Annotated in this window: 7 protein-coding genes and 2 tRNA genes; 7 read left to right on the forward strand and 2 right to left on the reverse strand. The window is 61.1% G+C overall.

What is annotated here, in order from left to right; translation table 11 throughout:
* Positions 1 to 345, forward strand: coding sequence for a DUF3566 domain-containing protein (locus tag CAFEA_RS00065; protein ID WP_063937094.1), 345 nt, complete (start codon positions 1 to 3; stop codon positions 343 to 345).
* Positions 346 to 443: 98 nt separating this feature from the next.
* On the opposite strand, the gene CAFEA_RS00070 is transcribed toward CAFEA_RS00065, so the two are convergent.
* Positions 444 to 1,529, reverse strand: coding sequence for a zinc-dependent metalloprotease (locus CAFEA_RS00070; protein WP_063937095.1), 1,086 nt, complete (start codon positions 1,527 to 1,529; stop codon positions 444 to 446).
* Between the two features lie 388 nt (positions 1,530 to 1,917).
* Between CAFEA_RS00070 and CAFEA_RS00075 the strand changes: the two genes are divergently transcribed.
* Positions 1,918 to 1,991 (forward strand) — tRNA-Ile (locus CAFEA_RS00075).
* A gap of 18 nt (positions 1,992 to 2,009) precedes the next feature.
* Positions 2,010 to 2,082 (forward strand) — tRNA-Ala (locus tag CAFEA_RS00080).
* Between the two features lie 109 nt (positions 2,083 to 2,191).
* Here the strand turns inward: CAFEA_RS00080 and CAFEA_RS00085 are convergent.
* Positions 2,192 to 3,370, reverse strand: a complete 1,179-nt coding sequence (locus CAFEA_RS00085) for an IS1249 family transposase (protein WP_063937531.1) — start codon at positions 3,368 to 3,370, stop codon at positions 2,192 to 2,194.
* Positions 3,371 to 3,610: 240 nt separating this feature from the next.
* On the opposite strand from CAFEA_RS00085, the gene CAFEA_RS00090 reads away from it, so the two are divergent.
* From CAFEA_RS00090 to CAFEA_RS00105, 4 genes are all read left to right on the forward strand, one after another.
* Positions 3,611 to 5,356: an RNA/DNA-binding domain-containing protein gene (locus tag CAFEA_RS00090; protein WP_063937252.1), complete on the forward strand. Its 1,746-nt coding sequence runs from the start codon at positions 3,611 to 3,613 to the stop codon at positions 5,354 to 5,356.
* A gap of 230 nt (positions 5,357 to 5,586) precedes the next feature.
* Entirely contained in the window at positions 5,587 to 6,396 is an 810-nt protein-coding gene (locus CAFEA_RS00095) for a phytoene/squalene synthase family protein (RefSeq protein WP_063937267.1), read from the forward strand.
* On the forward strand, positions 6,393 to 7,922 hold the full coding sequence (gene crtI, locus CAFEA_RS00100; protein WP_063937253.1) for a phytoene desaturase family protein: 1,530 nt from the start codon (positions 6,393 to 6,395) through the stop codon (positions 7,920 to 7,922). Before CAFEA_RS00095 ends, crtI begins: the two co-directional genes overlap by 4 nt.
* A 295-nt stretch (positions 7,923 to 8,217) precedes the next feature.
* Positions 8,218 to 12,201: a hypothetical protein gene (locus CAFEA_RS00105; RefSeq protein ID WP_143313366.1), complete on the forward strand. Its 3,984-nt coding sequence runs from the start codon at positions 8,218 to 8,220 to the stop codon at positions 12,199 to 12,201.
* Positions 12,202 to 12,310 lie beyond the last annotated feature (109 nt).

A 12,310-nucleotide genomic window follows, 5' to 3' on the forward strand; every position in this document is an offset into this window, starting at 1 on the left:
GTGGCCGTCCGCAAAGTGACCGTGCGCCACATCGGCGCCGGCTCCACCTTCAAAGTGGCAACTCTGCTGGCCTTTTTGGGCTTTATCGCCTGGATGGCCGCGTGCTTACTGGTCTACTACGGGCTGGAGCGCGCCGGGGTCATCGAGTCCATCAACTCGCTGATCGGCGGTGTCGGCGGCGACCAGGTGGTGGACATGAAACTGGCCATGTCCGCCGCGGGCCTGTTCGGCCTGGTGGGATTCCTGTTCCAGGTGATCATGGCCCCGCTGACGGTGGTCATGTACAACGCCATCGCGGACCTGGTCGGCGGCGTCAGCTTCACCATGTCCAACCGGGCCAAATAGGCGAATCTCCGCATTGCGGACAATCCCGGTGATCACAATTATTGGTGCGCACCAATAAAAAGCGCCCCGGCAGAAGCGGGGCGCACGTTTCGGCGGGCCTAGAAGGGGAGCAGGCCGTTCATGGCGGCGAAACCTGCACCCGAGATGCCCAGGACGGCCAGGGCAGCGACGACGGAGCCGACGATCGCGGCGACGTTCACATCCGTGGCCTCAGCAGTTGCGGCCTCCGAACCCTCAGAACCCTGAGGAGCCTGGGCTACCGGCATCGCACCGTGGGAGACGGTGCGGGCGCCGAGCTCGATGGCGTCGCGGCCGATGCGCGGGGTGTCCAGAACGAGGGCGTCCCAGTCGGCGGGCACCTCGACGGGGCCGTCCGGGCCTTCGGCGGTGTAGGGCTCCTCGGAGTAGTTGAAGTGGGTGAACTGGTGGTCGTAGTTCATCACGGACAGGTACTCCACCGGCGTGGCCTGGGTGCGCGGCAGCTTGCGGGTGACGTCTGCGGCGCCGTTGTGGCGCAGGCCCAGGGTGTGGCCAAACTCGTGGAGGATGGCGTTGCGGAGCTGCTCGTTGCTGTCGATCTGGTCATTGTTGGCGACGAAGAAGGCGCTGTCGCCGACCAGGGCGACGCCGGTGGTGTAGTCGCCGCGGTCAATCTGGTCGCCGATGATGCCTAGGCGGAAGGCGTTGGAGCGGTCGCCGAGGTGGGTCTCAATATCCTTCAGCAGGCGTACGCCGGAGATCTGGTCGGCGAAGTAATGCTGCGAGTAGGCCACGGTTTCACCGCCGTGGAACTCGGTGTAGTTGGGGATGTTGGTGTAGGTCTCGCCGGCGTCGATGTGCAGTGCGATGCCGTGGTCGTCGAAGAGGCCGACGATGTCTTGCAGCGCCTCCGCGGACGGCGCGAAGGACTTACCGTTGTGCTGTTCCATCCAATTGATCTGGAGGAACAGGTCGGGGCGGTTGGGATCGACGCCCCAGTCGGGGAGGGCGAGCTCGGTGCCGTCGTGAAGCACGATGCCCTCGGTTTCCCAGTCGTCGGGGAGGCCGTCGTTGTCGGAGTCGATGACGTATTCGGCCGCCTCGAGGTCAACGAGTGCGGTGGTGTCCGCGGCGGCCGGCTGGAGGCCGGTGAAGACGAGTGCTGCTGCGAGTGCGGCGGCGAGGGCCTTGGTCTGTGCGCGCATCTCGTTGCTCCTTTGACGTTGTGGTGGACATGGGCTGCTTCGATGTCCACGACTTTATTCAAGGAGTTTGCCCAGGTAAACCGGGGTAAGATCGTTCAACACTTGGTTCGGATTGTTCAACGTTTGGCAAGCCCTGAGAGCCCGGATTGTTCACCAATCAGCCCCCTGCCAAGCACTGCGCGTACGCCCGGGAGGCCCGCTCACCAGCAGCGACGTGCAAAACTCCAGGAAAACCCGGATTGTTCACCATTTTCCGCCGCGCTTACCCCCGCGTGTTACCCCTGCGTGCCGGGGCGTGGAACGTCGATAAGCAATTGCTCTTTTATGGGCCGTACGCTGGCGATTTGGAGCTATTGTAGGTGCTCTGTAATATTCCTATTCGTTCCAAGGGCCTATAGCTCAGTCGGTTAGAGCGCATCGCTGATAACGATGAGGTCGCAAGTTCGATTCTTGCTAGGCCCACGGTACCCTCGGGTACGCGGGGCATTAGCTCAGTTGGTAGAGCACCTGCTTTGCAAGCAGGATGTCAGGAGTTCGATTCTCCTATGCTCCACAGAATGGCTCCCTCCAGTTGGAGGGGGCCTTTTTGCTTTGCGACGTAAGCTTCGCACTTTCCCGGGTTAAACGACAAAAAGTGTGTCTGATTCAGCGTGTCGTGGGGGTTAGATTTGGCCTTTTTGGATGCCGATTGAGTGTGTGTAGTTGGTGTCGATAGCGTTGTCGTAGAGGGCTGGTCGTCCGGTTTCGTGGTCGGCTTCGTTCTCGTTTCGGGTCAGGGTGGATACTTTGGCGAGTTGGCCCTGGCCCCAGTCGGACTGACTGGCGATTCGTACTGGATCGTCAGGCAGTTCCGTTTTCAAATAGAGCCACCAATCCAGCATGCGGCGTTGTCGTTCACCTGATCTGCCGCGGTGTGTTCTGGCGAGCAGTTTGAGCTGGGCGTTGATGCCGCCTTCCAGGCTGTTGGTGGTGGATTTGATCCACTCTGGTTGAAGTACTGCTTTTGGCGGGTTGAGGTAGACAAACAGCATCTCGGACCGCCAAAGATGGTTGAGGCTGTTGTATGCCTTGCGCACGTTGTGATGCGTCCACACGCGGGTCCATGCACCGGTTTTGGGATCTTTGACCAGGGTTTTCTCGTCCATCCATGACCGGTAGAGCGTGGAGAACTCGTGCAGCTGCGCACCCCATGCAGCGGCTTCATCCAGCGTGGTGATCCGGGTCAGCTTCAGCGCAAGTCGGTAGATGGTGCGCCCGGCATCGGTGCGTGGGTTACTGGTGGTGTAGCGGCGTACCACGCGTTGGGCGTGGACGAGGCAGCGTTGAATTTTCGTAGTCGGCCAGCACTTTTTGATCGCGCTGTATGCGCCTTGGCCGCCGTCGATGACGGCGATGAGTGGGGCTTCGATGCGCTCAAGCAGCAGTTGGTAGTCGCGGGTGGTTTCGTGTTTGCACCAGTGCCAGGCAATCACGTGGTCGATCGTCGCCGCGACGATCAAGCAGCCGCCAGCGGTGTAGGTGCCGTCAAGGAAGATCTGGTCGTAGACCCGCTTGTCGTGGCCGGCGGTGGGGTCAGGCACATCAACGAACCAGAACGGTTCGAATCGACGTTGCATCGTGCGCGGTGAGCACCCCACACGGCGGGCAACGGTATCGAGGCTGGCGCCGGTGGTGAGGTGGTCGATGAAGACGGTGAACGCCGCCGCGTTGGTGATGTCGCTTCTGCGTTTCACGCTGGAGGCGCCGCATCGTTTGCAGCGCCACCTGGTGGTGCCTTTGCTAGTGGTGCCGTTTCGTTTCATTTCTCCGCCGCAGTGGCAGCGTGGTTGGTTCTTTGACATTGCGACACCACACCACGCCGCACATAGCACATCACGGCAGCCACACCGAGGATTGAACGCTCGAGACCTAAATATATGCCCCCGAAGCATATATTTCCCTGAAACCTACAGGTCAAACCCTGAAAATCGTCGATTCCAGACACACTTTTTGTCGTTTAACCCACTTTCCCTACCAAAGTCAGAATAAAACTCCGAAATGGCAGGTAGATAAAGTGCGAAAGTGCGAATATTGTGCGAGTTATGTCCTGGACTGAGCGGCGGTTGCGTGAAACACTTTCCCAGTTGCGTGCGTTTGGAGACGATACGACCCTGGTTGAGTGCAAAACAGCAGGTGGGGGAGTCCCTGAGCAGCTGGGCGAGACGCTGTGCGCGTTTGCGAACATGCCTCAAGCTGGCGCAATCATTCTCGGGGTGAGTGAACGGCGTGGGTTCGAAGCCACCGGCGTTGCCGAGCCCGCGCAGATGGAGAAATCCGTGGTGAATGTGAACCGGAGTGCGGTGACGCCGGCGCCACAGTTGGAATTTTTCCACCACGTGCTTGACGGGAAGAACGTAGTCGTTGTGGAAGTCACGCCGCTTCTGGCTTCAGAGAAGCCGGCGAAGTTCGAGGGCAAACCATTTTTGCGCCAGGCAGACGGCGACTACGTGATGAATTCGAATGACTTGAAAATGCTGTCGCTGTCGGCGTTGGCTGAGGCCCAGCAGACCCACTTCGATTTTGCATCTTTGCCAGGAACCGATTCCGCCTTGCTGGACGCCAGCGTGCTTGACACATACGTGAAAACGGTGCGTGCTTCTCGGAGCCGCATAGCCAAAATCGACAACGTCGATCAGCTACTGCAGGTCACTAACGTTACGGACAACCAGGGCAACGTGCGCTTTGGCGGTTTGTACGCGCTCGGGTACCTCCCGCAATCGGTTGAGCCAGCACTCGGAGCGACAGCGGCAGTGCGGCTGGCTCGAGGGGAGGGAGCGGGTCGAAACAGGAACCTGACTGAGATTGAGGGCCCATTGCCCGTGATGCTGGCGGAAGCGATGGAATGGATTCAGCGAAATGCGGATACCGTGAGTCGTTACACCGAAACCGGCCACTTAGTGGATCAGCCGGAGTTTCCCCCGAGCGCTATCCGAGAAGTGCTAGCGAACGCGTTGGTGCACCGGGATCTGGGGCCCTCTGTGGACGTGGGCAAGAAGGTGGAGATCAGGCTCACGGAGCGAATGCTCATAATTGTCAGCCCAGGCGGTTTGCGTGGCCTATCCGTTTCTCAGCTTGAGGCGCCTTCTTTGACTAAAGCCCCGGTAAACAAGCGTCTATACGAGATCGCGCGTTACCTCCGCACGGACGACGGGGAGCGTGTAATTGAGGGCGAAGGTGGCGGTATTCAGGAAATCCTGACGGCAATCCGGGAGGCGCGCATGCCGAAACCTAAGTTCGTAGACAACGGTGTCGAGTTCAAGGTCCTCTTTCCGCGCGGATCCCGTTTCACGGAGGAAGAGGATGACTGGTTGGAGGGTTTGCAGCGTGACGGGCTGCGATTGAGCCCGACTGAGGAGGACATTCTGGTGGACCTGCGGAACCACGGTGGCGCCACGCTTTCCGGCATCGTGCAGCGCTACTCGCCTTACAGTGAGCAGTCATGCAAGAGGATGCTGGGCAGACTCACGGAGAAAGGGGTGCTCCAGGAAACTGACGGCCAGTACGCCTTGCCTGGAACCCAGAGCGACACAATGAGGTTCGAGGCCCTGCGGCCGGACATCACCGCCGCTTTCCACATTGATGATTTGGCTTCCCTTGGTAAAAACGTTCCCGCCGTCTACCGGGCTTTTACTCCTGGCGCACAGGTCACGCTGAAGGAGTTGCAGACTCAGACGGGGCTCTCGGCGGCGCAACTGCGTTATGCTCTTGAACCCCTTCTCCACCACGGGCACGTGGTCATGCTCGGTGGTCAAGGCCGCCGGGGCACGACGTATCGGTTGAAATACTGAGACTTTCGCACTTTCCACTACCAAAGTCAGAATGAAACTATGAAATAGCAGGTAGACAAAGTGAGAAAGTGCGAATCTCGGAAGGGAGGCCCGCCATGAAGCAGAAAATCACCTCCGCTGTTACCGCTGCAGCGCTTTGCCTAGGCGCCGTGGCGTGCGGGGCGGAGTAGCGCCACGCACGCACGGTAAGCTGGCCAGACGTGAACACCTTCCTCTCCCGCTTCGACGCCATGGCGGACAAGGCGGCGGCGCAGGTGATTGCGCAGTATTCCACCAGTTTTTCCCTGGCCGTGCGCACGCTGCCGAACCCGGAGCGCACCCACATTCGGAACCTCTACGCGGTGGTGCGCATCGCGGACGAGATCGTGGACGGCACCACAACGCAGGCCAACGAGTGCCCGGAAACCGCCCTCGACCTGTATGAGGAGCAGGTGCTGCACGCCCCGGCCCACCGCTTCCACACGGATCCGGTGCTGCACGCGTGGGCGCGCACCTACCGCGAGTGCCACCTGAATCCCGAGCATATGCAGGCATTTTTCGCCTCCATGCGCGCGGATCTGACGCAGACGGAATTCACGCCGCAACAGCTGGATACCTATATATATGGCTCGGCTGAGGTGATCGGCCTGATGTGCCTGGATATTTTCCTGTGCGGCCGCGACACCCCGCACCGCCGCGAGCTGGAGGAGGGCGCCCGTGCGCTCGGCAGTGCGTTCCAGAAGGTCAACTTCCTGCGCGACCTCGGGGAGGACAGCCGCGCGCTCGGTCGAGCGTACTTCGGCGCCCCGCTTGACGACGCCCTAAAGTCCTTCCTCACCAGCCAAATCGCCGACGAGCTCGACCGCGCCCACACGGCCATCCCGCTGCTGCCGCCGGCAGCCCGCGGGGGAGTGGCGGCTGCCGAGGCGCTGTTCCGTGAGCTCAACGCCCGCATCGCGGCGACCCCGGCAACCGAGCTGCAGACCACCCGCGTCCGCGTGCCCAACCACCTCAAAGTAGCGCTCACAGCGAAAGCGCTCGCGAACTCGAGGAAGCCATGAACAAACAACCGAAGTCAGCCATCGTGATCGGCGCCGGCGTGGCCGGCATGGCCTCTGCAGCGCTGCTCGCCCGGGAGGGCATCGACACCACCGTGGTGGAGAAGCTGCCCACCCACGGCGGCCGCGCCGGCAACGAGACCATCGACGGCTTCCGTTTCGACACCGGCCCGAGCTGGTACCTCATGCCGGACGCGTTCGACCACTTCTTCGGGCTTTTCGGCGAACGCACCGAGGACCTTCTCAACCTGAAGCCCCTCGCCCCTGCGTACCGCCTCTTCCCGGAGACCGGCGAGCCCATCGACGTCCACTCCGGCCGCGACAACGCCGCCAAGCTCTTCGAGCAGCTCGAACCCGGCGCCGGCGCGAAGCTGATGGAGTACCTGGACAGCGCCGAAGAAACCTACGACCTGGCTATCCAAAACTTCCTGTACACCAACTTCCGCTCGCTTGAGCCCCTGAAGCGCATCCGCGGCCGGTACACCCGCCTCGCGCGCTACCTCACGGAGCCGATCGACAGGTTCGTGGCCAAGCGTTTCACGGACACGCGCCTGCGCCAGATGCTCACGTACCCGTCCGTGTTTCTCTCCTCGCACCCCAGCCGCACGCCGAGCATGTATCACCTGCTCAGCCACACCGACCTGACCCAGGGCGTGCTGTATCCGCAGGGCGGTTTCGCGGCGGTGATGGACGCGCTGTTCAACCTCGCCGTCGACCAGGGTGCGCGGTTCCGCTTCAACTCCGAGGTCGCCGCTATCGAGGATAAGGGCGTCTTGCTTATCGACGGCCAAAGGCTCCCCGCCGACCTCACCATCTCCGCCGCGGACCTCCACCACACCGAAACCCGCCTGCTGCCGAAGAACAAGCGCACCTACGACGAGTCTTGGTTCGCCCCGCGCGACCCTGGCCTGGGCACGGTGCTGGTCATGCTCGGTGTTGAAGGCGAAATCCCGGAGCTAGCCCACCACAACTTCCTGTTCAGTGACGACTGGTCGGACGACTTTGATGCTGTATTTAATGGCCCCGTTGCCAGCCGGCCGCAGGCGGCGTCGCAGTCCATCTACGTCTCTAAACCTTCCGCCACTGATCCTTCTGTTGCGCCCGCGGGCCACGAGAACCTGTTCGTGCTGGTGCCGGTGCCCGCGGACCCGTCGGTGGGCCACGGCGACATGTACCGGGGTGAAGCCTCCGAGCAGGTGCAGCGCATCGCCGACGCGGCTATTGAGCAGATTGCGGCGAGGTGTGGGGTTGCGGGGTTGGGCCGGAGGATCGTCGTAAAGCAAACGCTTGGTCCCGCAGACTTTGCTGAGCGCTACAACGCCTGGTCCGGCGGATCGATCGGGCCCGCGCACACGCTGCGGCAGTCCGCGTTTCTGCGAGGCACCAATAAGAGCAGGAAATTGGACTCGCTGATGTACGCTGGAGCGACCACGACGCCTGGGGTGGGCGTGCCCATGTGCTTGATATCCGCTGAGAATGTGCTCAAACGGGTCCGTGGCGACAGATCTTCGGGTCCGTTGGACCACTGACCGCTGGTTTGTGGAGGAACCGGCGTTTTTGTGGTGAAGATCACTCGACTTATTTGTGTTTAAAAGTTGGACAAAGGTCGAGGTCAGCGGGGTGGGGTTATGAGTTTTGTCTTAATATCTGGACTTTTATGGCTTTCAGGGTGGGTTGGGACTTCTTTTCGCCGGTTCATTGCGATTGAATAGGGGTCTGTCAGTTTTGGGGTCCGTGTTCAGGAACTCTCCAGGCTGCTTCGAATATCTCCCTAGACGTTGAAGGACTATGACGTTGCATAACGCAAACCTGAAAAAGCGAATCATGGCAACGATGGTTGCCGGTGCAGTCGCATTCGGTGGCGCAGCCGCTGTTGCTCCCGCCGCAGACGCAGACGTGCGTATTACTAGCCAGTACTCCACCCTCGACTCCGCTGTGGAGCAGGTCGCTGTCGACTACAACCTGAAGCAGGAGTGGAACCGGGACTCGGGCCAGTACCAGACCCCGTTCGGCCCGGGTTGGTGCATCGACCGCCACCTCGATGTCCCGCGCACCAACACTGCATATGAGGTGCGCAAGCTCGACGGCACCTCCGGCTTCTACGGCTTTAACGGCGACATGGGCGGCAACCTCAAGATCGACGAGGATATTGAGCGCGCCGCTATTAACCTGACCAAGCTCATGCTTACGGACGTGAAGCAGGGCAAGAACGCCGACGCGAAGGCCAAGAACGTGGCACTGCAGGCGCTGCTGTCCAACAACAAGGAGACCCTGAACCTCCTGCGCGGCTGGGTTGCTGGCTCCCGCAACGTTCACGTGCCGGGCGTGAAGCCGGTTACCCCGCAGCAGTTCCTGCAGTGGACCGGCTTCGAGGTGCGTAAGAGCTACTTCGAGCAGAGCGGCCAGGCCAACTACTACCTGGCTAAGAACGACGCCGCTTCTTCCCGCCTGAACGTGAAGGATGGCGAGTACGTCACCATCCTGCTGCCGCGTTCCTACAATGTGTACGAGGACCTGTCCAAGGAGCCGACCAACCAGCGCATCGTCACCATTGCGCAGCCGGGCCTCGAGGGCTTCGAGCCGGACGTGAAGGAAGAGCCGAAGCCGTCGACCTCCACCACGACCACCGTGGCTCCGGGGCCGACTGTGACCGCCACCGCCACCGCCACCGCTGCGCCGGAGACCAAGGTTGAGTCCACCACCGTCACCAGCACCCAGCGCGAGGAGAAGACCACCACCAAGGTGGTCGAGCGCTACTTCCGCCACTTCTCCTACGCCTTCGACTTCCGCTTCAGCGAGAAGTCCGAGGAGATCGAGGTCAAGGATCTGGGCTCCTGGGAGATCGACTTCGTCGACGACTCCAACGGCCTGGTCGACGTGACCAAGGAGGTTCGCGAAGACGGCACCGCCATCCTCAAGATCACCCCGAAGAAGGAAGGCCGCGGCAAGGTCCGCATCGTTGTCGTGGACAACGAGGGCAACCGTCACGAGTACGTCATCGACGTGGTCAACGACTCCACCACTGTGGAGACCACCGGCGAGGTCACCGTGAACAACCACTACTTCAACGTGGGCGTTGCCGGCGTGAACCAGAACATCGACATCCCGGCAGGCTGGGACTACGAGATCGTCGAGGGCAAGGGCCTGGTCACCACCGAGGAGAAGGACGGCAAGCTCAACGTCAAGATCAACGACGGCGTGCTCAAGGGCAACGTCAAGATCGAGGTGTTCGAGAAGGACGACAAGGACGAGAAGACGGGCAACAAGAACGTCTACGAGTTCAACATCGACGCCACTTCCGACAAGTACACGCAGACCCGCGTGATCGGTAACGCCAACTCCTACAAGCTGGACATCGAGGCGGACATCCCGAACAAGCCGGAGATCGTCTCCGGCGAGGACCTCATCGAGTCCATTGAGAAGCGCGACGGCTCCTGGATCATCACCCCGAAGCCGAACGCCGAGGGCAAGGTTGTGCTCAAGGCTGTGGACGCCGACGGCAACACCTACACCTACACCCTGGACATCAAGCCGGGCGCTAACGTCCTGGTCGACGTTGAGACCTACCTCATCGAAGAGGGCACGACTGTCGACGTCAAGGCCGGCGGCGAGGGCTGGAAGCTGGAGCAGACCGGCGGCAACGAAGACCAATGGAAGATCGAGGAGACCGACGGCGGCTTCAAGATCCACAACGAGGATAACGGCACCGGCATCTTCAACCTGTACGCTCCGGACGAGAACGCCAAGGACGGCCGCGTCCTGGTCGGTGTCTACACCATCTCGGCGAAGCCGAAGGAAGAGGTTGAGTACGAGGTTCCGAAGTTCACCCAGGACCTCGTGGACCGCAACACCGCCGAGTTCAAGCCGGGCAACGAGGGCAACACCTTCGAGATCGTCGAGGGCAAGGACAACGCCACCCTGGTCAAGACTGAGGACGGTAAGTTCCGCGTGCTGCCGAACCCGGGCTTCGTAGGCGAGATCGTCGTGGCTGAGAAGTCCCCGAACGACAAGACCGTCGCCGAGTGGACCCTCAACGTCACCAAGGGTGGCATCGATGAGTTCGAAATTAAGGACGCTGAATCGAAGGATCCCCTTCAGATCTCTGTAAAGAACCAGCGCATCGTCAAGGGCGAGCACCTCATCGACCGCATCGAGGACGGCAAGCTCTACTTCAAGGAGGGCGCTGAAGGCCAGGTCATTATCGAGAACCTGAACTCCCGCGACCTGCCGTTCCAGCGCTGGACCATCAAGGTCACCCCGTCCACCCCGCGCGAGGAGAACATCAAGCTCGAAGGGTCTTCGAAGCTGACGCTCACCATCCCGGAGGGCTCCGACTACGAGGTCACCGACGATTCTCTCGTTGAGGTGACCAAGGACGGCAACACCATCGTCGTCACCCCGAAGGACGGCGCTGAGGGCACGACCCAGGTCAAGGTCAAGAACGACCGTGGCGTCTACGTCATCTACAACATCGACGTTGTCCCGGGTGCAAACGGCAATGGTGGCAGCTCCGAGTCCCGCGAGCAGAACTTCAAGCTCACCGAGGACGGCAGCTTCACCATCACCCGCATCAACAAGAACGAGATTCGCGTTGAGGACGGTGAGGAGCACGTCAACGTCGAGCTCGACGAGAAGACCGGCAAGTGGGTCCTGACCCCGAACGGCAAGGACTCCGTTGGCAAGACCGTCACCGTCGTTGAAGTAGACAAGAACGACAAGGTGGTCAAGCGTCACACGATCGAGATCGTTGAGCAGCCGACCCCGCTGAAGTTCGTTGAGGAGCGCGTTGTTTACGAGCGCGACATCAACGACAAGATTGTTCCGGGTAAGAACAACACCCTGCACGTCGTCCGCGGCAAGGACCTGATCACCAACGCGGTGCCGGACTCCAAGGGCCAGCTGTTCATCCAGCCGACCGAGGACAAGCACGGCACCATCCTGGTCGAGGAGCGCGATTCCGAGGGCAACCCGGTCCGCCTGGTTGAGATGGAGATCCCGCGCACCTCTGAGGGCCTGACCCCGCCGCAGCTTGATTGGAAGGGCACCCCCGACAAGGGATACGACATCAAGGTCGAGGGCGGCGAGAACTCCGTTGAGGTCTACGTCTGCTACAACGACGACTGCACCAAGAAGAAGCGCCTGGAGCCGGGCAAGGAGATCGAGGTCTCTGAGGACGGCAAGCTGCGCGTTCTGCCGGGTGCGCACCTCAACGGCGGCAAGAAGCTGATGGTTGTTCCGGTTGAGAACGGCAAGGTCCTCGACAAGGACAAGATGATTATCAACATCACCCAGCAGGACACGACGGTCCAGGAGCAGGGATCCTCCAGCGAGCTGGACGGCAAGTGCATTGCTTCGCTGGTTGGCCTGTCTGCACCGTTGCTGCTGGCCATCCCGGTGGGCATCCTCTCCCAGGTCCAGATCCCGGGCCTGGAGGGCGTGTCCGCACAGATCAACAACGCCATGCGTGAGGCCAACGACCGCATCCAGCGCGGTCTGGGCATCTACAACGAGGATCGTGCGCAGCGCGCAGCTGGTTTCCAGAACGCGTTCCAGGGCATCAACACCGAGCAGCTCGGCATGGCTGCCGGCGCCCTTGGCGCGATCACCGTTGGCCTGCTGATTGTTGACCAGGTCATGCGTGCCTGCGGCCAGGAGGAGTCCACCTCCTCCTACCAGCTGGGTAAGGCAACTGACAGCGACTTCTTGATGTACGGCTCCTCCGGCAAGCCGTCCAAGACTGAGGCTGACAACAGCGAGGGTGAGAAGGCTTCCTCGTCTTCCTCCGATGAGCAGGATTCTGCCAAGTAAGACCTGCCTTTAAGCTGTAAACCCGGTGCCAATTCGGCACCGGGTTTTCGGCATTTCAGCACCACATTTTAGGAGAAGCGTTGTTTTTGTGGTGAAGATCACTCGACTT

The organism is Corynebacterium afermentans subsp. afermentans (assembly GCF_030408355.1).
In the GTDB taxonomy this organism is placed as follows: domain Bacteria; phylum Actinomycetota; class Actinomycetes; order Mycobacteriales; family Mycobacteriaceae; genus Corynebacterium; species Corynebacterium afermentans.